At 65.7% G+C, this 26211-nt stretch carries 23 protein-coding genes; 8 read left to right on the top strand and 15 right to left on the bottom strand.

Annotation, left to right across the window (positions count from 1 at the left end; genetic code table 11):
• Positions 1-149: 149 nt before the first annotated feature.
• The 4 genes from MST27_RS00790 to MST27_RS00805 all read right to left on the bottom strand — a co-directional run bounded on the left by MST27_RS00790 (position 150) and on the right by MST27_RS00805 (position 5826).
• A complete protein-coding gene (locus tag MST27_RS00790; RefSeq protein WP_243604102.1) occupies positions 150-1940 on the bottom strand; it encodes an acyl-CoA dehydrogenase C-terminal domain-containing protein in 1791 nt (596 codons plus the stop codon).
• Positions 1941-2039: 99 nt separating this feature from the next.
• A complete protein-coding gene (locus tag MST27_RS00795; protein WP_243604103.1) occupies positions 2040-3341 on the bottom strand; it encodes a GGDEF domain-containing protein in 1302 nt (433 codons plus the stop codon).
• 159 nt (positions 3342-3500) lie between these two features.
• On the bottom strand, positions 3501-5306 hold the full coding sequence (locus MST27_RS00800) for a phenylacyl-CoA dehydrogenase (protein WP_243604104.1): 1806 nt from the start codon (positions 5304-5306) through the stop codon (positions 3501-3503).
• A 265-nt stretch (positions 5307-5571) separates the two neighbouring features.
• Positions 5572-5826, bottom strand: a complete 255-nt coding sequence (locus MST27_RS00805; protein ID WP_243604105.1) for a hypothetical protein — start codon at positions 5824-5826, stop codon at positions 5572-5574.
• 183 nt (positions 5827-6009) lie between these two features.
• Between MST27_RS00805 and MST27_RS00810 the strand changes: the two genes are divergently transcribed.
• Both MST27_RS00810 and MST27_RS00815 read left to right on the top strand, forming a co-directional pair.
• Positions 6010-6798, top strand: coding sequence for an SRPBCC family protein (locus tag MST27_RS00810; protein WP_243604106.1), 789 nt, complete (start codon positions 6010-6012; stop codon positions 6796-6798).
• Entirely contained in the window at positions 6798-7967 is a 1170-nt protein-coding gene (locus tag MST27_RS00815; protein ID WP_243604107.1) for a zinc-dependent alcohol dehydrogenase, read from the top strand. Before MST27_RS00810 ends, MST27_RS00815 begins: the two co-directional genes overlap by 1 nt.
• Here the strand turns inward: MST27_RS00815 and bioD are convergent.
• From bioD to bioB, 5 genes are all read right to left on the bottom strand, one after another.
• Positions 7957-8640: a dethiobiotin synthase gene (gene bioD / locus MST27_RS00820; RefSeq protein WP_243604108.1), complete on the bottom strand. Its 684-nt coding sequence runs from the start codon at positions 8638-8640 to the stop codon at positions 7957-7959. The genes MST27_RS00815 and bioD overlap by 11 nt on opposite strands.
• On the bottom strand, positions 8640-9446 hold the full coding sequence (gene bioC, locus MST27_RS00825; RefSeq protein ID WP_243604109.1) for a malonyl-ACP O-methyltransferase BioC: 807 nt from the start codon (positions 9444-9446) through the stop codon (positions 8640-8642). Before bioC ends, bioD begins: the two co-directional genes overlap by 1 nt.
• Positions 9443-10165, bottom strand: a complete 723-nt coding sequence (locus MST27_RS00830) for an alpha/beta fold hydrolase (RefSeq protein ID WP_243604110.1) — start codon at positions 10163-10165, stop codon at positions 9443-9445. The genes bioC and MST27_RS00830 overlap by 4 nt, the downstream gene beginning before the upstream one ends.
• A complete protein-coding gene (gene bioF, locus MST27_RS00835) occupies positions 10158-11339 on the bottom strand; it encodes an 8-amino-7-oxononanoate synthase (RefSeq protein ID WP_243604111.1) in 1182 nt (393 codons plus the stop codon). The genes MST27_RS00830 and bioF overlap by 8 nt, the downstream gene beginning before the upstream one ends.
• 84 nt (positions 11340-11423) lie before the next feature.
• Positions 11424-12479 carry a biotin synthase BioB gene (bioB, locus tag MST27_RS00840; protein ID WP_243604112.1) on the bottom strand — a complete coding sequence of 352 codons (1056 nt, stop codon included), beginning with the start codon at positions 12477-12479 and terminating at the stop codon, positions 11424-11426.
• A gap of 94 nt (positions 12480-12573) precedes the next feature.
• Here bioB and MST27_RS00845 point away from each other — a divergent pair, with 94 nt between their 5' ends.
• Positions 12574-13281 carry a ComF family protein gene (locus tag MST27_RS00845; protein WP_243604113.1) on the top strand — a complete coding sequence of 236 codons (708 nt, stop codon included), beginning with the start codon at positions 12574-12576 and terminating at the stop codon, positions 13279-13281.
• A gap of 153 nt (positions 13282-13434) precedes the next feature.
• Positions 13435-14409, top strand: a complete 975-nt coding sequence (locus MST27_RS00850) for a serine/threonine protein kinase (RefSeq protein WP_243604114.1) — start codon at positions 13435-13437, stop codon at positions 14407-14409.
• A 202-nt stretch (positions 14410-14611) separates the two neighbouring features.
• Here the strand turns inward: MST27_RS00850 and MST27_RS00855 are convergent, their stop codons facing one another.
• Complete coding sequence (locus MST27_RS00855; protein WP_243604115.1) at positions 14612-15451, bottom strand: 23S rRNA (adenine(2030)-N(6))-methyltransferase RlmJ; 840 nt, start codon at positions 15449-15451, stop codon at positions 14612-14614.
• 135 nt (positions 15452-15586) lie between these two features.
• On the opposite strand from MST27_RS00855, the gene MST27_RS00860 reads away from it, so the two are divergent.
• Entirely contained in the window at positions 15587-16630 is a 1044-nt protein-coding gene (locus tag MST27_RS00860; protein WP_243604116.1) for an NAD(P)H-dependent flavin oxidoreductase, read from the top strand.
• Positions 16631-16714: 84 nt separating this feature from the next.
• Positions 16715-17242 (top strand): sterol desaturase family protein, encoded by a 528-nt coding sequence (locus MST27_RS00865; RefSeq protein WP_243604117.1) that lies wholly within the window; start codon positions 16715-16717, stop codon positions 17240-17242.
• Here MST27_RS00865 and crtB read toward each other — a convergent pair.
• From crtB to fni, 5 genes are read right to left on the bottom strand one after another with little or no spacing between them, the layout of a single operon-like run.
• The gene (gene crtB, locus MST27_RS00870) at positions 17202-18128 is read right to left on the bottom strand and encodes a 15-cis-phytoene synthase CrtB (protein ID WP_243604118.1); all 927 of its coding nucleotides are present in this window, start codon (positions 18126-18128) and stop codon (positions 17202-17204) included. The genes MST27_RS00865 and crtB overlap by 41 nt on opposite strands.
• Entirely contained in the window at positions 18125-19642 is a 1518-nt protein-coding gene (locus MST27_RS00875) for a phytoene desaturase (protein WP_243604119.1), read from the bottom strand. The genes crtB and MST27_RS00875 overlap by 4 nt, the downstream gene beginning before the upstream one ends.
• Positions 19639-20802 (bottom strand): lycopene beta-cyclase CrtY, encoded by a 1164-nt coding sequence (gene crtY / locus MST27_RS00880; protein WP_243604120.1) that lies wholly within the window; start codon positions 20800-20802, stop codon positions 19639-19641. The genes MST27_RS00875 and crtY overlap by 4 nt, the downstream gene beginning before the upstream one ends.
• Positions 20795-22084: a glycosyltransferase gene (locus tag MST27_RS00885; RefSeq protein WP_243604121.1), complete on the bottom strand. Its 1290-nt coding sequence runs from the start codon at positions 22082-22084 to the stop codon at positions 20795-20797. Before MST27_RS00885 ends, crtY begins: the two co-directional genes overlap by 8 nt.
• A 46-nt stretch (positions 22085-22130) precedes the next feature.
• Positions 22131-23180, bottom strand: coding sequence for a type 2 isopentenyl-diphosphate Delta-isomerase (gene fni / locus MST27_RS00890; protein WP_243604122.1), 1050 nt, complete (start codon positions 23178-23180; stop codon positions 22131-22133).
• A gap of 119 nt (positions 23181-23299) precedes the next feature.
• Between fni and MST27_RS00895 the strand changes: the two genes are divergently transcribed.
• Together MST27_RS00895 and MST27_RS00900 are read left to right on the top strand one after the other, a co-directional pair.
• Complete coding sequence (locus MST27_RS00895; RefSeq protein WP_243604123.1) at positions 23300-24205, top strand: polyprenyl synthetase family protein; 906 nt, start codon at positions 23300-23302, stop codon at positions 24203-24205.
• Positions 24206-24322: 117 nt separating this feature from the next.
• On the top strand, positions 24323-26125 hold the full coding sequence (locus MST27_RS00900; protein WP_243604124.1) for an acyl-CoA dehydrogenase: 1803 nt from the start codon (positions 24323-24325) through the stop codon (positions 26123-26125).
• The last annotated feature ends 86 nt before the right edge of the window (positions 26126-26211 follow it).

The following is a 26211-nucleotide window of genomic DNA, read 5'->3' on the forward strand; positions in this document are numbered from 1 at the left end:
TGTCCCGGCCTGTGAGAACGCGGCGAGCCAACCAAGCAAGGCAGAACGGCGAGCGAGCGGGCTCGCCTAGGCGAACCCGCTTTTTTACGCAGCAGCATCCGGGCCGCAGCCCCAGTGTGTTTGCTGGCCGCGCTCACGACGCTCGCGGATCAGGCACTGAAATGCTCGGCCGGAAGCTTCATCAGGCTTTCGCTGCCTGCCTCGATGGCGGCCAGGTGCGCGGCCGTGCGCGGTAGCAGGCGCTTGAAGTAGAAGTCGCAGGTGGCCAGCTTGGCTTCGTAGAAGCCCCGCTCACTGGCGCCCTGTTCAATCTTTTCCCGAGCAATCATGGCCATGCGCAACCAGAGATAGCCAAGGATGAAATAGCCGCAGTACATCAGGTAGTCGAGCGCCGCGGCGCCGACTTCATCCGGGTTCTTCATCGCAGCCATGCCAATGCGTGCGGTCACCTCGCCCAGCTGCTTGTTCAGCCGCGCCAGCTCAGCGATCTGCGAGGCGAAGTCGGCATGTCCCGTGTTCGCCTCGCAGAACCGGTGCACCTGCTTGGTGAACGCCAGCATCAGCTTGCCCTGGCTGCCAAGGACCTTGCGCCCGAGCAGGTCGAGCGCCTGGATGCCGTTGGTTCCTTCGTAGATCGGCGCGATGCGTGCGTCACGCACCAGCTGCTCCATGCCCCACTCGCGGATGTAGCCATGCCCACCGAAGACCTGCATGCCGTGGTTGGTGACCTCGACGCCGGTCTCGGTCATGAAGGCCTTGCAGATCGGTGTGAGGAAAGCGAGCAACCCCTCGGCCTCCTGTCGCTTACTTTCATCCGGGCTATGCAACTGATCGAGCAACTGCGCGGTGAAATAGGCCAACGCGCGATTGCCTTCGTTGAAGGCCTTCATCGTCAGGAGCATGCGCCGCACGTCGGGGTGAACGATGATCGGGTCGGCGGGCTTGTCCGGCGCCTTGACGCCGGTGAGCGAGCGCATCTGCAAGCGTTCGTTGGCGTACTTGACCGCGCCCTGATAGCTGGCCTCGCCGTTACACAGGCCCTGCATGCCGGTGCCCAGGCGGGCGTGATTCATCATGGTGAACATGCAGTTCAGCCCCTTGTTCACCTCGCCGATGAGAAAGCCCTTGGCCTCGTCGAAGTTCATCACGCAGGTCGCCGACGCCTTGATGCCCATCTTGTGCTCGATCGAGCCGCAGCTGACGCCATTGCGCTCACCGATGCCGTCGCCGGCCGGCAGGAACTTCGGCACGATGAACAGCGAGATGCCCTTGGTGCCGGCGGGCGCGTCGGGCAGTTTGGCCAACACCAGGTGGACGATGTTCTCGCTCAGGTCGTGCTCGCCGGCGGAGATGAAAATCTTGGTGCCGCTGACAGCGTAGCTGCCGTCGGCCTGCGGCACGGCGCGGGTTTTGATGATGCCGAGGTCGGTGCCGCAGTGCGGCTCGGTCAGGCACATGGTGCCGGTCCAGCGGCCTTCGGTCATCCTGGTCAGGTAGGTCTGCTTCTGCGCTTCGCTGCCATGTGCGCTGATTGCCGCCATGGCGCCGTGGGTCAGGCCTGGGTACATGCCGAACGAAGTATTGGCCGAGCCGACCATCTCGCCGATGACCAGCCCGAGCGAGTGCGGCAGACCCTGCCCACCGTAGGCCGGATCCGACGCCAGGCCCATCCAGCCCCCTTCGGCGTACTGGGCGAAGGCTTCCTTGAAACCCTTGGGCGTGGTAACCACGGTGTCTTCGTAGTGGCATCCCTCTTCGTCGCCGCTACGATTGAGCGGCGCCAGCACCTGCTCGCAGAACTTGGCGCCCTCCTCGAGAATGGCATTGACCATGTCCGGCGTGGCATCGTCCGCTCCGATCGTGGCGTAGCTATTGGTGAAATCGAAGACTTCGTCGATCAGGAAGCGCATGTCGCGCAGGGGTGCCTTGTACTCGGGCATGTCATTTCTCCGGGACGTCCGTGGATACCGTTCCACGCTACTGCCCGGAAGACGAGTGCGCCAATGACATTGCAGCCGCTGAATGCGCGGCCATAAGCGCTAGCTGTCGGCAGCAGGGCGCTTGGTCGTGCGCACGGCACCGCGGCGGTTCTCGCCATGACAGCGGACGCAGTTCCGCCCGGCGCCCTTTGCGTTGTAGAGCGCCTGATCGGCCTGCTTGATGACCTCTTCCGGGTTGCGTTGCGTGGGCAGACGTTCCGCGACACCAATGCTGACGGTTACCGAAACCGCCTGGGTTGCGTTTTCACCACGCCGTTGCCGGCCCTGCGCGGGATCCTTCGGCCGGCTCGATCGGTCGCGCAGTTGCAGTGGGTAGCCCGCTACCGCTTCCCGCACCGCCTCCAGATAAGGCAGGCAATGCTCGAGGTCGCGCCCTGGGAACACCAGCGCGAATTCCTCTCCCCCGTAACGATAAGCCCGCCCGCCGCCACCCACTTTGCGCAGCCGGCTCGCCACCAGGCGCAAGACCTCATCGCCTACGTCATGGCCATGTGTATCGTTGAAGGCCTTGAAGCGATCCACATCGACCATGGCGATCACATATTGCCGTCCGAGGCGTTGAAGGCGCTCGTTCAAGGCTCGGCGGCCGGGCAGCCCGGTCAGCTCGTCCCTGAAGGCCATCTGATAGGCCTCCTGCGCAATGGCGATGACCAGCGCAAGCATCATCAAGCTGGCCAGGATATTGAGCGCACCCGGCCGACTGAATACCTGGGGCAGCATCAGCAGCAGCCCGATCAGCGCAACGCCGTGCGCGGCGTGTACCGGACGCGGCCGGCGCGCGTACTGAACGATCAACCCCGACAGGACCAGCAAGAATATCGGGTAGGCGAGTTGAATGAGCTGCAACCAGTCCGCCTGCAAGGCCGGCCAGCGGACCTCAGTGAGCCAGTCCAGCATCGAATCGGGAAAGCGCCGCGCCAGCGCGACGGTCGACACCGCCACGGCGAACAGCACCGCCAGCCGCGCCAAGCCATCCTGCAACAGATGCGTGCGCTCCTGCCACAAGGCAAACAGCCCGTACAACGCTGGCAACAGCAGGCTACACAGGTGAAAGGTCAACGCCGCGGTCGGTAGCAGCGCACCGGTCAGGCGGTAATGGTCGACCTGTGTGTCGAGCAGAAAATAGACGAGGTAGACGACGACCAGAAGGAATACTTCGCGGATTCGCGCATAGGCGAGGCAGAACGCACCGCCAAGCAATAGCAGGACGGTCGGCAAGACGTTGAACAGGGAGGTGAAGAACTCGTTCAGGCTCGTCTGGCGCGCAGCCACCAGCCCGCCGACCAGCAAGGCCAAGGGCGCATAGAAATGGCTCAAGCGTGCAGGGTTCAGACGAGGCACGAAGGCTCCGGTAAACAGCCGCAGGATACAGAGCAGGCATTGTGCCTGCACTTGGCCTGCGGTACATACGTCTTCGCACGAAAGGGTGATCTGAGCATGACGGTTACGCAAAAAAAAAACCGCTGCAACGTGCAGCGGTTTCTTCTCTTGCGATGGACCTTAGTAGGCCAGCTCGAAGTGAGCTTCGTCCATATCCATCAGGTTATCGGCACCCGACAGCATGGCTTCTACATGGGTGCGCGTACGCGGCAGGATGCGCTGGAAGTAGAAGCGTGCGGTTTGTACCTTGGCGGCGTAGAAGCCGTCGGCGTCCTCGCCCGCGGCGATCTTCTCGCTCGCCAGGCGCGCCATGTCGGCCCAGAAATAGGCCAGGCAGGCGTAGCCGCAGTACATCAGGTAGTCGACCGAAGCGGCACCCACTTCCTCGCGGTTCTTCATCGCGGCCATACCGACCTTCATGGTGACGTCGCCCCACTCCTTGTTCAGCTTGGCCAGTGGCTCGACGAACCCCTTGATCGCCTCGTTGCCCTCGTTGGCCTGGCAGAACTTGTGCACGACCTTGGTGAAGCCCTTGAGCGACTCGCCCTGGGTCATCAGCACCTTACGACCGAGCAGGTCGAGCGCCTGGATACCGGTCGTACCTTCGTAGAGGCAGGAGATGCGGCTGTCACGCACGTTCTGCTCCATGCCCCACTCGGCGATAAAGCCGTGGCCACCGTAGATCTGCACACCGTGGTTGGCCGCTTCGAAGCCAACCTCGGTCATGAAGGCCTTGGCGATCGGAGTCAGGAAGGCCAACATCGCATCAGCCGCCTTGCGCTGCTCTTCATCCTGGCTGCGCTGAACAATGTCGACCTGCTTGGCCGCGAAGTACAGCATCGCGCGGTTGCCCTCGGCGAACGCCTTCATGGTCAGCAGCATGCGGCGCACGTCAGGGTGCACGATGATCGGGTCGGCCGCCTTCTCCGGCGCCTTCGGGCCGGTCAGCGAGCGCATCTGCAGGCGCTCACGCGCATAGCGGATACCGCCCTGGAAGCCGATCTCGGCGTGCGCCAGGCCCTGCAGTGCGGTACCCAGGCGGGCGGTATTCATGAAGGTGAACATGCAGTTCAGCCCCTTGTTCGGCGGGCCGATCAGGAAGCCGGTGGCGCCGTCGAAGTTCATCACGCAGGTCGCGTTGCCGTGGATGCCCATCTTGTGCTCGATGGACCCGCAGGTCACACCATTGCGCTCACCCACACCACCTTCGGCGTTGGGCAGGAACTTCGGCACGATAAACAGGGAAATACCCTTGGTACCTTCCGGCGCATCGGGAAGGCGGGCCAGGACGATATGGACGATGTTATCGGCCATGTCGTGTTCGCCAGCTGAAATGAAGATCTTGGTTCCCGAGACCTTGTAGCTGCCATCGGCCTGGGGCTCGGCCTTGGTGCGCAGCATGCCGAGGTCGGTACCGCAATGCGGTTCGGTCAGGCACATGGTGCCGGTCCACTCACCGGAAACCAGCTTGGTCAGGTAGGTCTGCTGCTGCTCAGGCGTGCCATGCGCATGCAGGGTGTTCATCGCCCCATGGGACAGGCCGGGGTACATGCCCCAGGACCAGTTCGCCTCGCCGATCATTTCGCTGATGGCCATGCCCAGCGACTCCGGCAGACCCTGGCCGCCGTGCTCGACGTCATGCGCCAGGCTCGGCCAACCGCCTTCGACGAACTGCTGGTAGGCCTCCTTGAAGCCGGTCGGCGTCTTCACGCCGTTCTCGCTCCAGGTACAGCCTTCGGTGTCACCTACGCGATTGAGCGGAGCAATCACCTGCTCACAGAACTTCGCGCCTTCTTCGAGGATGGCATTGACCATGTCCGGGGTGGCGTCTTCACAACCCGGAAGGCTCTGATAGTGCGCCTCGTAGCCAAGCAATTCGTCACGTACGAAGCGGATATCGCGCAAGGGGGCCTTGTAGTCAGGCATAGCGTAGACCTCAGCGGTGGATTCAGGTGGCTGGCGAATCAGCCACGCTAGGAATTGGTATGGACCCTTCCGGCACGCCCGGCAGGTCAAACAGGCGTTTGAAACATACGTTTAGGCCTGATCGATGTCAAGCAGCGACCCTGCCGCCGTTCGTCGGCGAACGCGGCGGTGGACCAGATTAAGAATAGGCGGGATCGGACAGGACCATACGACCAGCAGGCCAGCCGGGGCGGAGGAGATTGGAGGGATCAGGGTTGGGGGTTGATCAAGCCTTGGTGTTGATCAGGGTGCCCAGCACTTCGTCGGCTGTCTGCAACAGGCGAACGCCGGCCTTCGCCTGGTGTTCGCCGACCTTCATCTGCACCAACTGCTCGGTCAGCTCGACCGTTTCGGCAACCGCTTGGGAGGTATCGGCTGCAGGCAGGCTCGCGCCGGCCACTGCCCCTGCGGCCTGGTCGATGCGCTGCTGCCCGGCCTGAAAGGCGCCAAGACCGGAAGAAAGAATGCTGTCGATTTGCATGGCCGACACCTGCGAAACCAGATGGCCATCATTGAAGCAGAGACGCCATCATGGCGCCAGCAATGCGTCGTTATAACCAGCTTCCTTTTATTACCGAACGTGATGTACACGTTCATCGGAACAAAGGAATGCACGGGGTCGACCGGAGTCAGCTGTTCATCGGACCTTCCCCGGAGAAACGCCATGCCGTCCTCACCGTCGCCGCTAATCTCGTTGCACACGTCACCAGAGCAGACCGACCTCCCCAATCTCCGAGGAGTCGAACGCCTGGCGTCCGGCCTCGTCGGTGGCTGGCTCATCGCGCGCGGCCTGCGTAATGGAGGGGTGTGGGGCCTTCTGGAACTGGCGGCTGGGGGCATGGCCATCGCCCGAGGCGGATCCGGCCGATGCAGCGCTAAACAGGCCCTGTCGCCCTCGCCCTACGAAAGCCAGCTCGCCAACGAACAGCAGTGGGGACGTGCCCGCGCGTTATCCAAAAGCATCACGGTGAACCGGCCACGCGACGAGGTTTATCGCTACTGGCGCGACTTCAACAACATGCCGACCTTCATGGACTTCGTCGAGCGCGTCGAGGCCCGGGACGATCATCATGCCCACTGGGTTGCGAGGGTCCCGATGACCGACAAGACGCTCGAGTGGGACACCTACGTGACCGAAGACATCCCCGGGGAGCGCCTGGCCTGGCTTTCGGAAGTCGACGCACCGGTCCGCAATCTGGGCTGGGTGTCGTTCCGCGATGCGCCCAATGGCAGCGGTACGGAGATTCAAGCGGTCATTGCCCACGAGGTCCCCGGAGGGCAGCTGGGCTATGCGCTCGCTCGGGGTGTCAGCAAGATCAGTGGCTTCAAGGCCGAGCAGGACCTACGCCGTTTCAAGCAACTCATGGAAACCGGTGAAATCTCGACTGGCCAGATGAATCGCGATCCGGCCGACAAGCACACCGGCATGGCCGCTACAGGGGAGGCACGATAATGCGCGCACTGACCTGGCAAGGCCCGAACAGGCTGCAAGTCGATACCGTGCCGGATCCGGAGATCGTCAACCCCAAGGACGTGATCCTCAAGGTGATCATGTCGTCGGTGTGTGGCTCCGACCTGCACCTGGTGGATGGCTACGTGCCAACGATGCACCCCGGCGACATCCTCGGGCACGAATTTTTCGGCGAAGTCGTGGAGACCGGTGCTGCCGTGACCCGTTTCAGCCGGGGCGACCGCGTCATCGCCATCTCCATCATCGGCTGTGGCGAGTGCAGCCACTGCCAGGCGAGCAACTTCAACTGCTGCGACAATTCGAACCCCAACAGTCCGGAAACCGAGCTGGCGTATGGCTATACCTGCTCGGGCATCTTCGGCTACAGCCACGCCTTCGGTGGCTACGCCGGCAGCCACGCGACCTATATTCGTGTGCCCTACGCCGAGGTCAACCTGTTCAAGGTCCCCGACGGCATCAGCGACGAGCAGGCCGTATTCGTTTCGGATGCCGTACCGACAGGCTATTTCGGTGCGGATCAGGCCGACATCCAGCCAGGCGACACCGTAGCGGTGTGGGGCTGCGGCGGGGTCGGTCAGATGGCCATTCGCAGCGCCTATTTGATGGGAGCCGAGCGTGTCATCGCCATTGACCGCTTCAGCGACCGGCTCACGCTGGCCGAACGAATGGCCGGGGCCATTCCACTCAATTACGAGACCACCGATGTTCACGAGGCGTTGCTCGAACTCACCGGCGGCCGCGGGCCGGATCGCTGCATCGATGCCGTGGGCATGGAAGCCCACGGCACCGGCATCGAGGAGGTCTACGACAAGGCCAAGCAGCAGCTGCGATTGCATACCGAGCGGGGCGTCGCGCTACGCCAGGCCATTCATTCCTGCCGCAAGGCCGGAACGGTATCGGTACTCGGTGTATACGGCGGCCTGATGGACAAGTTTCCGATGGGCGCGATCGTCAACAAGGCTCTGACGTTGCGCTCCGGACAGCAGCCGGGGCAGCGTTATGCCGAGCGCATCTTCCAGCACATTCTCGAGGGCGAGCTGGACCCGTCCTACCTACTGACGCACCCGATGGATCTCGAGCAGTCGCCCGAAGGCTATCGACTGTTCAAGCACAAGACCGAGCGATGCATGCGTGCCGTATTCAAACCCTGAGCGGGGCGAGATCCAGATAACGCGCCACTTCGGCCGGGCTTGCATTCTGTAGCCGCGGGACCTGGCCGAGGCATGGCGCCGACAGCCGCTCGGCCAGTGTGGCGAGGTTTTCCTGCAGGCGAGAGGTTGCCGGATCGACGATGTTGGCTACCCAGCCAGCCAACACCAGGCCGTCACGCTCGATGGCTTCGGCGCTGAGCAGCGCATGGTTGATGCAGCCCAGGCGCACCCCGACCACCAGAATCACAGGCAGCTTCAGGTTTATCGCCAGGTCCGCCAGGGTCTCGCGGCCAGCCAGCGGGACGCGCCAGCCCCCCGCCCCCTCCACCACCGTGAACGCGGCGCCCGATGCCAGCACTCGCCGAACCGGCGATGCCAGCGCTGTGACAGTCAGCTCGCTGCCCACTTCGCGCGCGGCGAGGTGCGGCGCGATCGCCGGCTCGAAAGCCAACGGGTTGACCTCTTCATAACGCAACGGCAGCGTGCATTCGCCGAGCAGCGCCAGCGCATCGCTGTTGCGCAAACCTTCGGCCGTGACGTCGCACCCGGACGCCACCGGTTTGACCGCCGCAGTGCTGAGGCCGGCGAGCCGGGCCGCGTGCAGCAGGCCAGCGGCGATGGTCGTCTTGCCGACCTCGGTGTCGGTTCCGGTAATGAAAAATGCCCGTGCCATCAGAAATCCCTGCGCAACACGCCGTAAACGACCTGGTAGGTGGCCGGTAACCCGCGGGGCGTACGCAAGCGCTCGTACGCCTCGACCAGCGCGCGCGCACGCGCACGTCCAGTGAGCCCGTCGGGACGGCCGGGATTGAGGTTGTGCGCGCCCAGCGCCTTGAGTTCATGGGTCAGCGCACGCAGCTCGGCAAAGTGGAGCACCTCGGGTACGACCTCTAGCTGCTCGAGCCGCAAACCGCTGGCTCCGCAGCGCTGTCGGTACTCGTCCAGCGAACGAAAGCGGTTGACGTGCGCAAAACCGTCGACAGCCTGCCAGCTGTCGCGCAGCTCCTGCAGGGTGCCGCTGCACAGGCTGCTGAACGCCAGTACGCCTCCGGGACGCAGCACCCGGCCAGCCTCGCGCAGCACCGCCTGAAAATCGCCGCACCACTGCAGCGCCAGGCTGGAAAAGATCAGGTCCGCCGAGGCATCACGCAACGGCAGGCATTCGGCGTCGCCAACGACGAAATGCTGCGCGCCGCCCAACGGCCGGGCGTGCCGCAGCATGCCTTCGGCGATGTCCATGGCCCAGCCCTCGCCTGCCGGGAAACGATTCGCCAGCAGGCGCGAGAAATGTCCGGTGCCGCTGCCCAGATCGACCCAACGTTGCGTAAGCAGGTCATCCGGCAAACGCCGAAGCAGCGCGTCGCCGACCCGTCGCTGCAGGTCTGCGACCGCGTCGTAACTGCCGGCCGCCCGGGAAAACGAAGCGGCTACCTGGCGCTTGTCAGGCAAGGCCGACGGGGCGTCGAGCGGTTCGATCATGCCTCCGCGCTCCTCATGATCGCCAGGATCGCTGTCGCCACTTCATCGGCGCGCTCCAATGGGAAGGCGTGGCTGGCACCGTCTATCAGCTCTGCTCGGGCGCCCGGCATCCAGCGTCGTACAGCCTCGCAGGTGCTGACGGGCACCAGCGCATCCTGGCCGCCGAAAAGATGCAATTGAGGGCCGAAATAGCCGTGCAATGCGTCGCGTCCGTCCAACTGCGCCAGCAGTTGCAGGCCCGCATCCAGCACCTCGACGGATGACTGCGCCTGGCTGACCTGAAGTTGCCGCGCCAGTGTTCGAGGATCGTATCCGCCGCGGCTGCAGAGCATGCGGAACCGCTTGAGCGTTTCTTGCGGGTCGAGCCGGAAGGCTTCGTGAAAGGTGTCGAATATCTCGGCGTCCATCGCCTCGGGCCATTGAGCGCGGGCGCGAAAGCACGGGTTACTGGCCAGGGTGACGAGGCCACGGCAGGTGTCGAGACGCCGCGCCGCGAGCTGGGTCGCCAGCATGCCGCCGAGCGACCAGCCTGCAAGCCAGCTGTCGGTGGGCAGGCGCGCATCCAGCGCATCCAGCCAGGCACCGGCATCGGCCAGCTCCGGCAACGCTTCGACCGCCACCGTGAGTTCTGGCGCCTGCTCGGCCAACGCCTCGCACAGAGGCTGCAACGCCGCCGGGCCGAACGCCCATCCAGGCAGCAAAATCAGCTGATCACGCATCCGCTTCAGGCTCCTCGGCCATTCGATTCCAGCATTCGGCCAGGATATCCAGCAGTTGTTCCACCTGCGCCTCGGTGTGCGACGCACTGAAGGTGACGCGCAGCCGAGCGGTACCGGCCGGCACGGTCGGCGGGCGAATCGCACCGACCAGACAGCCCCGCTCACGCAGCGCAGCGGACAGTTTCATGGCGCGCGCACTGCTCCCGACCAGGATCGGCTGGATGGGGGTGGGGCTGTCCACCAGCGTCAGGCCGATGTCGACGGCACCCTGGCGGAAGCGGGCAATCAATGCGGCCAGATGCTCGCGCCGCCAGTTTTCGCGACGCAACAGCTGCAGGCTCTTCAACGTGGCGCAGGCCACCGCTGGCGGTTGGCTGGTGGTGTAAATGTACGGCCGGGCGAACTGGATCAGCGTTTCGATCAATTCCTCGCTGCCGGCGACGAAGGCACCCGCGGTACCGAAGGCCTTGCCGAGTGTCCCGACCAGCACCGGCACCTCATCGATCCCAAGGCCGAAATGTTCGACGATACCGCCACCGTTCGCCCCGAGCGGGCCGAAGCCGTGGGCATCGTCGACCATCACCCAGGCGCCGTGCCGCTTCGCCTCGGCGCAGAGCGCCGGCAGGTCGGCGAGGTCGCCGTCCATGCTGAACACGCCATCGGTGACCACCAGGGTGTTGCCGCTGGCCTTCTCCAGTCGCTTGGCGAGGCTGGTCGCGTCGTTATGCAAATAGCGAGAGAAGCGCGCACCACTGAGCAGACCGGCATCGAGCAGGGAGGCATGATTGAGGCGATCTTCCAGCACCGTGTCGCCCTGCCCGGCCAACGCGGTCACCGCCGCCAGATTGGCCATGTAGCCGGTGGAGAACAGCAGCGCACGCGGCCGGCCGGTGAACTCGGCAAGCGCCTCCTCCAACTGGTGATGCGGTGTGCTGTGACCGATCACCAGATGAGAGGCGCCCCCGCCCACGCCCCAGTTCGCGGCGCCCTGCTGCATCGCCGCAATCACCTCGGGATGATTGGCCAGGCCGAGGTAGTCGTTGGAGCAGAACTGCAGCAGCGGCTTACCGTCGACGACCACCGCCGGGCCCTGCGGCGCCTCGAGCAGCGGCCGCTGGCGATAAAGATGGTCGGCGTGGCGCGCGGCGAGGCGGGATTGAAGATCGAAAGGCATAGACGAGCTCGAAGCGGGGAGCCAGAAGCCAAAAGCTGCACCGAATCGCTTCAAGCTTCCGGCTTCTGGCTTTCAGCTCCGTATTTACACGGCAGCGTTTACGAACAGCTTCGAATCGCGCTGTTCGACCAGCGCCTGCTCGATCGCCGCCTGGTGCACCTCATCGTCGTGCTCTTCGCGCGCCTCGGGCTGGATGCCCAGACGCTTGAACAGCAGCATGTCCTTGTCTGCCTGCGGGTTACCGGTGGTCAGCAACTTCTCGCCGTAGAAGATCGAGTTGGCGCCGGCGAAGAAGGCCAGAGCCTGCATCTGCTCGTTCATCTGCTCGCGTCCGGCCGACAGGCGCACGTGGGACTTGGGCATCATGATCCGCGCCACGGCGAGCATGCGGATGAAGTCGAACGGATCGACGTCCTGCTCGTCGGCCAACGGGGTGCCCTTGACCTTGACCAGCATGTTGATCGGCACCGACTCGGGGTGCTCGGGCAGGTTGGCCAGCTGGATCAGCAGGCCGGCGCGGTCGTCCAGCGATTCGCCCATGCCGAGGATACCGCCCGAGCAGATCTTCATCCCGGCATCGCGCACGTAGCTCAGCGTTTCCAGGCGGTCGGCGTAGGTCCGGGTGGTGATGATGTTGCCGTAGAACTCCGGCGAGGTATCCAGGTTGTGGTTGTAGTAATCCAGGCCCGCCGCGGCGAGCGCCTGGGTCTGCTCGCGGTCCAGCTTGCCGAGGGTCATGCAGGTTTCCAGCCCCATGGCCTTGACGCCCTCGACCATCTTCAGCACATAGGGCATGTCCTTGGCCGACGGGTGTTTCCAGGCTGCGCCCATGCAGAAGCGCGTCGAACCGATAGCCTTGGCCTCGGCCGCCGCTTCCAGCACCTTCTGCACTTCCATCAGCTTTTCTTTGTCCAGACCGGTGTTGTAGTGGCCGGACTGCGGGCAATATTTGCAATCTTCGGGACAGGCACCGGTCTTGATCGACAGCAAGGTCGAGACCTGCACACGGTTGGCGTCGAAGTGCTGGCGATGCACGGTCTGCGCCTGGAACAGCAGGTCGTTGAAGGGTTGTTCGAAGAGCGCCTTGACCTCGGCAAGAGACCAGTCATGGCGGGTAACGGAAGCAGCAGTGGCGCTCATGGGCGTTCCTTGTAATAAATAGCGGCCCGGCAGGCCTGGCACGGATGCGAAATGGTTAGCCAAGGTCAATGCGCTGTCAACCAGGAAAGGAATCATGGTTTACAAGTGGATAAAAATTAACCAAATCTGTCTGCTTTGCGACGAACGCTGCGAAGCCGACCAATCCCTGTGCGCCGCTTGCGAAGCCGAGCTGCCCTGGCTCGGCGGCCGCTGCTCGGTCTGCGCACTGCCGTTACCCGCCTCGGGCGTGGTCTGTGGCAACTGCCAGAAGCGCCCGCCGAGCTTCGACCACGTGGCCGTCCCCTGGCGCTTCGCCTTTCCCGTCGACACCCTTATCAGCCGCTTCAAGCATCAGTCACGCTGGCCGCTCGGACGGCTGCTGGCCGAACAACTGGCGCGCCATCTGCAGCACGGGTTCGATGAAGGCCTGCCACGACCGGACATCCTGCTGCCGGTACCCCTGGCCCGCCGGCGACTACGCCAGCGCGGTTTCAACCAGGCGCAGATGCTGGCCGACTGGCTCAGCCGGGCACTCCGAATCCCGGTCGATGGCAAGCGGCTTCAACGCATACAGGACACTCCGTCACAGCAGGGGCTCGACGCGGCCAGTCGTCGGCGCAACCTGCGGCAGGCCTTCGCCCTGGCAGGCGGGGACAACCTCGCAGATCGACACGTCGCGATCATCGACGATGTGCTCACCACCGGCGCCACGGCCGAGGCACTGGCCCGGCTACTCAAACGCGCCGGGGCCGCGCGCGTCGATGTGTACTGCCTGGCACGGACACCCAAGCCGGGCGACTGAAATTCCGCGGCCAGGCATGGCGGGTGGGTGAATTTGACGCCGTTCGCCAAGGCGCCTTTGCTTGCCCGGGTACCGTCGTTCGCACCCGACCGGAATGCGAGTTGTGTAAACGCACCAGTGCAATACACTGGCCGCCCGTCCACGGAGCCAACCATGAGCCATCCCTTCGACACACTCACCCCTGACCTTGTGCTCGATGCGGTGGAAAGCGCCGGATTCCTCAGCGACGCGCGCGTGCTGGCGCTCAACAGCTACGAAAATCGCGTCTATCAGGTCGGCCTCGAGGGCGAGACGCCAATCGTGGCGAAGTTCTATCGCCCCGGTCGCTGGAGCGATGCGTCCATCCTCGAGGAGCATCAGTTCGCCCGCGAACTGGCCGATCGCGAGATCCCGGTTGTGGCGCCGATCGAGCAGAACGGCAGGACCCTGTTCGAACATGCCGGTTTCCGCTTCGCGCTCTTTCCCCGGCGCGGTGGCCGCGCGCCCGAGCCGGGCAATCTCGATCAGGTCTACCGCCTCGGCCAGTTGCTGGGTCGCATGCACGCCGTCAGTGCCAGTCGCCCGTTCGAGCATCGCGAAACACTCGATACCCAGCGCTTCGGCCACGCCTCCTTGGCGACCCTGCTCGACGGCGGCTTCGTGCCGAAGAGCCTGTTGCCCGCTTACGAATCAGTGGCGCGCGACCTACTGAATCTCGTCGACGATCTGTTCGACTGTACCGACTTTCAGCCGATACGCCTGCACGGCGACTGCCACCCCGGCAACATCCTGGCCCGTGACGACGCGTTTTACCTCGTGGACCTGGATGACTGCCGCATGGGCCCCTCGGTGCAGGACATCTGGATGATGCTCGCCGGTGATCGTCAGGAGCGGCTCGGGCAACTGTCCGAGCTGGTGGAAGGCTATAGCGAATTCCACGAGTTCACCCCACGCGAACTGCCGCTGATCGAAGCGCTGCGCGCCCTGCGGCTGATGCACTACAGCGCCTGGCTGGCGCGCCGTTGGGATGATCCAGCGTTCCCGATGAGCTTTCCCTGGTTTGGCAGCGAACGCTACTGGGGTGACCAGGTGCTGATCCTGCGCGAGCAGATGGCGGCACTGCAGGAAGAACCGCTGAAGTTGTTTTGAGCTGGACGCTGGGCGCGACCCCGATGCAGCGCGGATCCCGCATCACCGGTTCACCAGGCGGCGTCAGTGATATCAGCCTGAAATCCACCCCACGAAGCTGCTTCACCCACCCGTAGGGGCCAGCTAGGCGATCACTGGCCACTGCGGTCCCGACCCGGCTTCCGACATCGCCTAGCGCGACCCCGATGGCACCCGCTTGCCGCTACTTCTCCTCCACCAACCAGTCCAACCGCCAACCGCCCTCGCTCTGCCCGAGCAGCCTGGACAGCCAGGGCAGCAGCTCGCGCAGTTCCTCCTCCAGCCCCCATGGCGGATTGCTGATCGCCAGGCCGGACCCATTCAGTCGCAAGGCCTCGTCGGTGGGATGGACATACAGCTCGGCGCGCAGCAGCTTGGGCGCGTCGCTGCGAGACAGGTCCTGGTAGAAGCGCTTGAGCTGGCGCTCGTCCTTGATCGGATACCAGATCACGCCAATGGTCTGGCGCATGCGCCCGAGCGCCTCGTTCATGGCCTGCACGCAGCGGCTCAGCTCGTCGGCTTTCTCGAAGGGCGGATCGATCAGGAGCACCACGCGCTTCTCTGCGGTCGGCAGCAGCGCGCGCGGGACGTGCCAGCCCTCGCCCAGGTGCACGGCGACGCGACGGTCACCGGCCATGTTGTCCTTCAGCAGACGGCCGTCTTCGGGATGTTTTTCGTTGAGGTGCAGCCGGTCCTGCGAGCGGGTCAGGCGTCGCGCCAACTCAGGCGAGCCAGGGTAGTAGCGCAGTTCGCCATCGCGGTTGAGCGCGCGGACCGTCTCGAGGTAGCCCGCCACCGAAGCCGGCACGTCATCGGCCTGCCACAGGCGCGCGATGCCTTGCAGCCATTCGCCGGTGCGGCTGGCCTGGTCGCCAGCCAGGTCATACAGGCCAACGCCGGCATGGCTGTCGAGGTAGGCGAGCGGCGCCTCCTTGCGTGACAACAGGGCGAACAGTCGGGACAAGACGAGGTGTTTGAAGACATCGGCATGATTGCCGGCATGAAAAGCGTGGCGGTAGTTCATCGGGCACTCCTGAAGAGCGCACAGTCTAACCGTGCGGCGCCCCGATTCGCAGGGGCGCGCGGCACGCCCCGATGCCGAACCTCGACCGGCGGCTGCTACAGTGTGGGGCCCGCCCAAGCAGCCCGAGGAACCTCGATGGACATCCGCGACCTTTTCCAGATCAGCCTGCCCCTCATCCAGGCGCCCATGGCCGGTTCGCAGAACCATGAGCTCGCGGCGGCCGTCTCCAATGCCGGCGGACTGGGCTCGATCCCCGCGGGCATGCTCGATGCGAACCTGCTCGACGCCGAACTGACCGCCATGGGCGCCCTCACCCGCAAGCCCTACAACGTCAATTTCTTCTGCCATCGCACGCCTCCCGCCGACCCGGCGCGCAACCAGGCTTGGCTCGACCTGCTGGCGCCCTATCTGGCGGCGCATGGCATCGAGCCGACGAGCATCCCGGATGGTGCCACGCGCCGCCCCTTCGACGCGGCGATGGCCGAGGTGGTGGAGCGGCACCGGCCGGCGGTGGTGAGCTTTCACTTCGGGCTGCCCGACGAGGCATTGCTTCAGCGCGTCAGGGCGACCGGAGCCAAGGTGCTGTCCAGCGCCACGACGCTCGAAGAAGGCCGCTGGCTGCAGGCGAAAGGCGTCGATGCGGTGATTGCGCAGGGGCTGGAGGCCGGCGGCCACCGCGGACTGTTCCTGAGCGATGACCTCGACGGCCAGGTCGGCACCTTCGCACTGCTGCCCCAGTTGGTCGCCGCGCTGGACCTGCCCGTGATCGCGGCCGGCGGCATCGCCGATGCGCAGGGCGTCGCGGCCGCACAAGCGCTGGGTGCTGCCGGCGTGCAGATTGGCACGGCTTACCTGCTGTGCGACGAGAGCCGCGCCAGCCCCCTGCACCGCCAGGCACTGCAAAGCCCTGGCGTCGAGCAGACGGTGCTGACCACACTGTTTTCCGGTCGTCCGGCGCGCGGCATCGTCAATCGCCTGATCCGCGAACTCGGTCCCCGCCCGGCCGCGGTGCCTGCCTTTCCGCTGGCCGGTAATGCCATTGCACGCCTGCGCGGCCAGGCCGAGCCCGCCGGCGTGAGCGATTTCTCGCCCCTTTGGGCCGGGCAGAACGCCAGCGGCTGTCGGGCCATCGGCGCAGCGCGCCTGACCGCTGAACTGGCTACGGGGTGGCGACTCTGAAGATGCCCGCCAGGCGTCGGCGCCGGACTCGACTGGCGCGCCGCACGGCGTAGACTGTGCTCACCTGCAGATGGAAGGACCGGTATGAGCCTGTTGACCAACGCACTCGTTTTTCTCGCCACGCTCGCCGGCATGGAAGTCTTCGCCTGGTGGGCGCACAAGTACGTGATGCACGGCTGGGGCTGGGGTTGGCACAAGTCGCACCACGAGCCGCGCAGCGGCTGGTTCGAGAAGAACGACCTCTATGCGGTGGTGTTCGCTGGCGTGGCGATCGGGCTGATCGCCCTCGGCACGGCCGGTTATCACCCGCTGGAATGGATCGGCGCCGGGATGACGGCCTACGGCTTTCTCTATTTCGTCGCCCATGACGGGCTGGTCCATCACCGCTGGCCGCTGCGCTACGTGCCGCGCAACGGCTACCTCAAGCGGCTGTATCAGGCGCATCGCCTGCACCACGCGGTCGAAGGCAAGGAGCGCTGCGTGTCCTTCGGTTTTCTCTACGCGCCGCCGCTGCCGGTGCTCAAGCGCCAGCTGCGCGAGCTGCACGACGGGCCGCTGCGCAAGGCGAGCGCTAGCGAGGACGCCTCCAGAGATCGTCAGGACGCGGCCTGACCTGCATCCGCCGCGAGGCCAGCGCCAGCACGCCGCCCCCCAGCAGGAACTGCAGCTTCTGCCCTTTGCTCGTCGACACCCGCGCATCCCAGGCCGCCGCGCCGCGCGCTTTCACCTCGACGCCGATCTGCCGGTAGACGCCATGGGCGGTGGCAATCGACCAGGCCGAGCGTAGCGGCAGGTCGCGCAGGCCCTGAGACGCCGACTGATAGTAGGGCTCGGCCAGATCCACCAGCCGCGCCGCCAGCGTCGCCAACGCGGCACGGTGCTGAGGCAGCGCGACCTCGTCCTCTGGAATACCCACCTCCGCCAGCCACTCGGCCGGCAGGTAGACGCGGCCGATCTGCGCATCCTCGACGATATCGCGGGCAATGTTGGTCAGCTGAAAGGCTAAGCCCAGATCACAGGCGCGATCCAGCGTCGGCTCCGCCTCGGCGCCCATCACCCGCGCCATCATCAGGCCCACCACGCCGGCAACCCGGTAGCAATACAGCAGGGTGTCGTCGAGGGTCTGGTAGCGGTAGCCCTGCACATCCATGCGAAAACCCGCCAGGTGCTCCAGCGGATGGGCCTTGGGAATCCGGTGCCGCTGGATCACCTGCTGGAAGGCGGCGAACGCCGGATCGGCCATCGGCTCGCCAGCGTAGGCGCGCTCGGTGAGATCGACCAGCTCGGCCAACCGCGCTTCGCCGGTGGAGCGATCGCCTTCGACCTGGCCATGCCCCAGAGTCTGCCCGTCGATCACGTCGTCGCAATGACGGCACCAGGCGTAGAGCATCACCGCGCTCTGGCGGGTGCGCTCGTCAAACAGCTTAGCCGCCGCGGCGAAGCTCTTGGAGCCGACATTGATCGCCTGAGTGGAGTGATCGATGACCTGATCGTTCATCTGGCCTGCTCCTTCAACATGAAGTCCTCCAGCATCAGCCCGGCGGTGGCCTTGGCCGAACCGACGACGCCCGGCACGCCGGCACCCGGGTGAGTGCCGGCGCCGACGATATAGAGGTTGGGAATCACGTCATCGCGGTTGTGCGGGCGGAACCAGGCGCTCTGGGTGAGGATCGGCTCCAGCGAAAACGCCGAGCCCAGATGGGCGTTGAGCTCGTCGCGGAAATCCTGCGGCGTGAAGATCCGGTGGGTCACCAGATCGCCGCGCAGCCCCGGCATGTAGTGCCGCTCCAGGTACTCGAAGATGCGGTCGCGGTACTTCGGCCCCTCCTCCGCCCAGTCGATATCCGCCGTGCCCAGGTGCGGCACCGGCGCCAGCACGTAATGGCTGGCGCAGCCTTCCGGCGCCAGCGAGGGATCGGTGACGCAGGGCGCGTGCAGGTAGAGAGAAAAGTCGTCGGCCAGCGTCTCGCGCTTGAATATCTCGTCGATCAGCTCGCGGTAACGCGGGCCGAAGCACACCGTATGATGCTGCAGGTGCTCATGACGGCGCTTGAGACCGAAATGGATGACGAACAGGGACATCGAGAAACGCTTGCCGGAGAGCCGTTTGGCCTCGTCGCGACCACGCTCCTCATGCCCGAGCAGCTGCTTGTAGGTGTTGACCACATCCGCGTTGGACGCCACCGCATCGGTGTCGAAGCGGCGACCGTCCGCCGTGATCACGGCCTTCGCACGTCCAGCCTCCAGCTCGATCCGCGCGACCTCGGCGTTCAGCTCCAGCCTGCCGCCCAGATCCTCGAACAGCCGGACCATCCCCTGCACCAGCGCCCCGGTCCCGCCGCGGGGAAACCAGACACCGCCCTGGCGCTCCAGGGCATGGATCAGCGCGTAGATGGACGAGGTCTCGAACGGATTGCCGCCGACCAGCAGCGAGTGAAAGGACAAGGCCTGGCGCAGCCGGTCGTTCTCCACGAACTTGGCCACCATGCTGTACACGTTGCGCCAGGCCTGCAGCTTGGCCAGCTGCGGCGCGACGCCGATCATGCTGCGAAACGACAGGAAGGGCACGGTGCCGAGCTTGACGTAGCCCTCCTCGTACACCGCCCGCGAATAGGCGAGAAAGCGCTGATAGCCGGCCACGTCACGAGGGTTGAGCGCGTGGATCTGCCGGTCCAGCTGGGCCTGGTCGTTGACGTAGTCGAAGCTGTAGCCGTCCTCCCAGCACAGCCGGTAGAAGGGGCTGACCGGCAGCAGTTCGACATAGTCGGCCATGCGCTTGCCGGCGCCGCTGAAGAGTTCTTCCAACGCCGGCGGATCGGTGATCACCGTCGGCCCGGCGTCGAAGGTGAAGCCCTGGTCGTGGTAGACGTAGGCGCGGCCGCCCGGCTTGTCGCGCTTCTCCAGCAGCGTCGTCTGGACGCCGGCGCGCTGCAGGCGGATCGCCAACGCCAGCCCGCCGAAACCGGCACCGATCACCACCGCCCGCCTCACACCGCCTGTTGCCTGGTTCATCGTCTGTCCTTGTGCAGATTGCTGGCGGCCAGCGCCCGCAGCGCCTCGCCCACCGGCACGGGAGGTTTGCCCGAGACGATGCGCAAGCGGTCCCAGGCAGTCAGCTCGGCCGCGTAGAAGCGCTGGATCAGCGGTTCGCGCAGCCGGTAGAAACGTTGCATCACCGCCCAGCGGCGATCCGCCGGGCCGGCCATGAACAGCATGCGATTGAGCAGGCGGAAGAAGCCGCGCCGGCGCCACTGCAGCGTGGAATAGTCGCGAATCGCGGCGAACAGGCTGCCTGCGTCCCAGCGATCGAGGGCAACCAGGTGGTCGGCCAGGCGCACCGCATCGAGCAGCGAATAGCCCGTGGTGGGGTGGAACAGCGCGGCCGACAGCCCGCTCTGCGGCACGCCACGCGACTCGTCCCAGAACGCCGCGATATCGCCGGACAGCACGATGGGCAGCACGCCCTGCTCCTCGCGCAGCACCTCGCGGATCGCCCAGCCGCGGCCCTCGGCGTAGCGCTGGATATTGGCGCGCAGTGTCTCCGGCGCCACCGCGTCGCCGTCGGCGTAGTAGGTGTCTTCGATCAGCAGGCTGTCGACGCTGAGCGGCAGCACGTAGACGAAGCGATAGCCGTCTTTCTGGGCGACGCTGGCGTCCATGATGATCGGCGCCTGCAGGCCATGGGGCCGTTGCAGACGCAACTCCTGGCCGAGAAACTTCTGGAAGCCCAGCGCCAGCTGAGCGCTGCGCCGCACGCCGCGCCCGTCGATCACGGCGCCGGCTTGCAGGATGTCCCCCGAGGCCAGACGCACCCTTTGTGGCTCCACGCTGGCAACGGTGGTTCGCAAACGCACGCCATCGCTCAGCTCGGACATCAGGTACCGGTGAAAGCGCTCCGAAAAGATGCTCGCGTAACCGCTGCCCAGCCGGCGCTGCAGGTCGGGAAAGATCACTTCATAGTCGGGCCAGCGCTTGCCCACCATCGGTTCCAGCCAACGATGCTGAACCGGCGTCAGGTCGTGCTGGTGAAAGGACCAGGTGTGATTGCCGCCCAGGGTGTCGCCCTGCTCCAGCACCAGCAGGCGCAGATCGGGCCGCTGCTGGCGCAAGCGCAGGGCCAGGAGCCCGTTGGCCAGGCCACCGCCGACCAGGATCAGGTCCGCATCAGCCATGCTCGACCTCCCGGGCCGCTGGGGTCAGGCGTCCGAGCGACTGCTCGATCAGTGTCGCCGCCCGTGCCGCACCGCCGGCTCCACGCACTTCGGCGCCAAGGCTACGCGCGCGCTGGGCAAAACCGGGTTCGCGCAGCAGGCGATGCATCGCCGCCGCGATCCGCCGACGACTGGCCAGGCGCGGATCGAGTTTCAGCCCGACGCCAGCATGCACCACCCGCGCCGCGACGCCTGGCTGGTCGAAAGCGATCGGCAGCGCCAGGCTCGGCACGCCGGCTTCCAGCGCATCGAGCACGGTGTTCAGGCCGGCATGGGTCACCAGCACATCAGCACGCGCCAGGACCGCCCGCTGCGGTGCGAAATCGGTGACCCAATCAGCCCCGGCCTTGCGCAACCGGGCCTCCTGCTTCGCGCCGAGCCGGCCGCAATGCGCGATCAGCAGTTGCACCTCGAGCTCGCGACAGGCTTCGGCGATCCGCTCGAAGAGCCCGAGCCGGTCGCCCTGCAGCGTGCCCAGCGAGGCGAACGCGAAGGGCCGGCCGGTGGTGATCGGGACATCCAGCGCCGGCTCGTCGGCCATCGTCGAGCGCAGCGGGCCGACACCATGGAAGTGCGCCGGCAATGCCGCGCGCGGAAAATCGAAGCCAGGGGTCGTCTGGCTCAGCTGCAGCAGCGGCGACAGGCATTCATCCAGGCGCTGGCGAGGCGGCAGCTCAAAAGCCGCGGCGTAGCGGCCAATGACCTCGGCGTGCGGCTGCATGGCGCGGTCGTACACCTTGCTGCTGTGGAGGTTCAGCTGCTCGCCCCAAGGGGTCGCCCGGTACCGCCAGGGCATCACCGGCAGCGGCAACAACGGCTCGCGATTGACCGGCAGCGCGCAGGCCACGGAGACGAACGGTAGCCCCAGGTGCTCGGCCAACAAACCACCGGCCGGCTCCATCTGGTCGGCGATCAGCGCCTCGACACCGATCGATCGCAGCAGCAGCGGGGCATCACGGCAGAACATTTCGGTCGCGGCCGCCATGTCGGCGATCACGCGACGGATGCCCCAGGGTCCACCCGGCCGCGCGGCCCGGTCGACCACCGCCGACAACGAGCCTGGTGGATGCGAGCCGGCGCCTACCTGGGCGAAGCCGAGCCCGGGATGACGCAGCGCCGCTGCCACATCCGCCTGCTGCACGAAAGTGACCCGATGGCCGCGGTCGATCAGCTGCGCGGCGATGGCTTCCAGGGCGCGCAGATGACTGTGAAAGGGCGGTGCGATCACCGCAAAATGCGTCATTGCCACCTCCTGGCGCGGCAGCCGGGCATCGAGCGCCTCCGACTCATCACAGACCGGACGGGTCGAACGGCGGCAGCAGTGGCGCCTGCGCCAGCGCCACCAGGTCGGGCGAGCCCGTGCAGAAGCAGGCGATGCGCAACTGCTCGATCAGCACCTGGAAGTGCTCGATGACCGCCTCCGGCCCGACCAACGCCGCATCCAGCACACCGGCCGCCTGGCCCACGAGATCGGCGCCGAGGCGAATCGCCTTGGCTGCATCGATACCGTCGCGAATGCCGCCAGAGGCGATCAGGTAGGCGCCTGGGCAGGCGCGCCGCACTCTGGCGATCGCTTGGGCGCTGGGGATGCCCCAGCCAGTGAACGCCGTGGCAATGGCGCGCTGGCGCGGGTCCTGCGTACGTTCGGCTTCAACCGCGGCCCAGCTGGTACCGCCCGCCCCGGCCACGTCGATGACCGAGACGCCCGCTTCGAGCAGGCGTTGCGCCACGGCCGGGGAAAGCCCCGCCCCGACCTCCTTCGCGACCAGGGGCACCTGCAGCCGCAGCGCGAGCGCCTCGATCGCGGTGAAAACGCCCCGCCAGTCACGATCGCCGCCAGTCTGCACGGCTTCCTGCAAGGGGTTCAGGTGGATGATCAGCGCATCGGCTTCGATCATGTCGACGGCACGCTGTGCCTCATCCAGGCCGTAACCAGCCACCAGTTGCGCCGCGCCGAAGTTGGCCAGCAGCGGCACCGAGGGTGCGAGCTGTCGCAATTGGCGCGTCAGGCCCTGGTCCGCCCCGGTTTCCAGGGCGATGCGCTGCGAGCCCACACCTAGCGCAATGCCCAGGGCTTCGGCCGCTTCGGCCAGATGACGGTTGATCTGGGTAGCACGCGCCGCGCCGCCGGTCATGGAGCTGATCAACAGCGGTGCCGACAGCGTTCGGCCGAACAGCACGGCACGAACATCGATGTCGTCGAGACGCAACTCCGGCGCCGCGCAATGCTCGAACGTCAGGGCGGCATAGCCCGGGTCGACCAGGGAACAGGCGCGGCGCGGGTCGAGAACGATGTCCAGATGATCATTCTTACGTTCCGCAATGTTTTCTTTAGTCATGCAGCGCCTCGTTCGATGACCTTATGTGGACGGGTGTGGTCATTAAAAAGTGCCAAGACTTATACACGCTGTACAGGTATTGTCACGATATCTAACGAAAAACGATACAGGAGGTCGTCATGGCCATCGCTTTGCCGAACACGCAACACGACTTCGAACGGACAGTCAGTGCCCTGCGTGCCCAGGTCGACGAACGGCTAGGCCAGTGGTTGCCGATGGCCCCGGCGCAGGATGCCATCGCCACGGCCATGCGTGACGGCACGCTCGCTCCGGGCAAGCGGGTCCGTCCGCTGCTGCTCCTGTTGACCCTCAAGGACCTGCAACAGGATGCGCCAGTTTCCGAGGCTGGGCTCGACCTGGCCTGCGCCCTCGAGATGGTGCATGCCGCCTCCCTCTTTCTTGATGACATGCCTTGCATGGACAACGCCGAGTTGCGTCGGGGTCGCCCGACCATCCACCGCCAGTTCGGTGAAGACGTCGCCGTCCTGGGCTCGGTCGCGCTGCTCAGCCAGGCCTTCGGTGTCGCTGCCTCCGCCGAGGGCGTGCCGCCTCCGACGCGCAATCAGCTGGTCCGCCTGCTGGCTCAGGCAACGGGCGCGCAAGGGCTGGTACGTGGCCAGTACCACGATTTGCGCGAAGGGCAACGCGCCCGACCGCTGGAGGCCATCGCTCACACCAACCGCCTGAAGACCTGCCCGCTGTTCACCGCGGCGGTGGAGTTCGCCGCCCTGATCGCCGACGCCAGCGTCAGCTGCACGCGCCACCTGAACGGCTTCGCCACCGAGCTGGGGTTGGCCTTCCAGCTACTCGACGACCTGGCCGACGGGCTCAGTGCCCAGCAAATCGGCAAGGATTCGGGCAAGGACGTCGGCAAGAGCACGGTAGTCGCCCTGCTGGGCCCCGAGGCGGCGCGTCAGCAGGTCGAAGAACACCTCGCTCGGGCTGATCAGCACCTGATCGAGGCGGGCATCGGCGATGGGCACCTGGCGCAGCTGCTCGGTTACTTCGCCACGCGCGCCCGCTGAGGGCCGGGCGCAAACGGCAAACCCGCCACTGTGCCGCTCCATCACCCGAATGTATGGTGCTAGGCAGCCCGCTTGGCGCCTCCTTAGACTCGAGCGCATGTACACGGAGGAATTCCCATGCCCGAGACTCTGCTCTGCCCGCGTAACCTGGCGTTCGAACTCTACGAAGTGCTCGACGCCGAAGGGCTGATCCAGCGCGAGCGCTTCGCCGATCACAGCCGCGAAACCTTCGATGCCGCGCTCGACACCGCACGCAGCATCGCCGAGAACCTGTTCGCCCCGCACAACCGCAAGGCCGACGAGAACGAGCCGGTCTACAAGGACGGCGAGGCGATCCTGATCCCCGAGGTGAAGCCGGCTGTCGAGGCTTTCCTCGAGGCGGGCTTCCATAACGCCTCGCGCAGCTTCGACGAGGGCGGCATGCAGCTGCCGAACCTGTTGTCGCGGGCCTGCTTCGCCCATTTCCAGGCGGCCAACATCGGCACCTCGTCCTACCCGATGCTGTCGATGGGCGCGGCGCACCTGATCGAGGTCTTCGGTAGCGATGAGCAGAAGCAGCGTTTCCTCAAGCCGATGATCGAAGGCCGCTTCTTCGGCACCATGGCGCTGACCGAGCCCCATGCGGGCTCGTCCCTGTCCGACCTGCGCACCCGAGCCGAACCGGCGGGCGACGGCAGTTATCGACTGAAGGGCAACAAGATCTTCATCTCCGGTGGCGATCACGGACTGTCGGAAAACATCGTGCACATGGTGCTGGCCAAGCTGCCGGATGCACCGCCCGGCGTGAAGGGCATCAGCCTGTTCATCGTGCCGAAGTACCTGGTCAACGACGACGGCAACCTGGGCCCGCGCAACGACGTGGTCCTCGCCGGGCTGTTCCACAAGATGGGCTGGCGCGGCACCACCTCGACCGCACTCAACTTCGGCGACCGCGGCGAGTGCGTCGGCTACCTCGTCGGCGAGCCGCACAAAGGCCTGTCGTACATGTTCCAGATGATGAACGACGCGCGCATCGGCGTCGGCATGGGCGCCATCATGCTCGGCTACGCCGGTTACCTGTATTCGCTCGATTACGCCCGTGAGCGCCCGCAAGGCCGCCTGCCGGACGGCAAGGACCCGTCATCGGCGCAGGTGCCGATCATCCAGCACACGGACGTCCGGCGCATGCTGCTGACGCAGAAGGCCTACGTCGAAGGCGCGTTCGACCTGGGGCTGTACGCCGCGAGGCTGGTCGACGAGGAGCAGACCGCCGCGACAGAGGACGCGCGCAGAACGGCCCACGAACTGCTCGATCTGCTCACCCCTATCGTCAAATCCTGGCCTTCGGAGTTCTGCCTGAAGGCCAACGAGCTGGCCATTCAGATCCTCGGCGGCCACGGCTACACCCGCGAATATCCGGTAGAACAGTACTACCGCGACAACCGCCTCAACCCGATCCACGAGGGCACCCATGGCATCCAGTCGCTCGACCTGCTGGGCCGCAAGCTCATGCAGAACGGCGGCGCCGGGCTGCGCCAATTGCTCGGATTGATCCAGGACACCTGCGGGCGCGCCAGCGCGTTCGGCTCGCTCGACGCGCTGCGACAGCCGCTGGAGCAGCTGCTGGCACGGCTGACCGAGGTGACCCAGGCGCTGCTCGGCGATCTGATGGCCGGAAAGGTCAACCTGGCGCTGGCCAATTCCGCGTTGTATCTGAAGGTGTTCGGCCATGCGGTGATCGGCTGGCGCTGGCTGGAACAGGCAATTCGCGCCGAGCAGGGACTGGCGAAGGGCAACGCAGCGGACGTCGAGTTCTATCGCGGCAAGCTTCAGGCCGCGCGCTACTTCCTCACCTGGGAAGTGCCCGGCTGCCATCACGAGCTGGAGCTGCTGGCCCGCCGCGACGATACCTGCCTGGAAATGCGCGACAGCTGGTTCTGACACTCGCCCGCCACGCCCCGGCTGCGGGGCGTGGTGCTCCCGCCGCATCGCTTGACCGAATCCCCAGGGGAACGCCCGTCGCGCGC

Source organism: Stutzerimonas marianensis (assembly GCF_022810315.1).
Lineage (GTDB): Bacteria > Pseudomonadota > Gammaproteobacteria > Pseudomonadales > Pseudomonadaceae > Stutzerimonas > Stutzerimonas marianensis.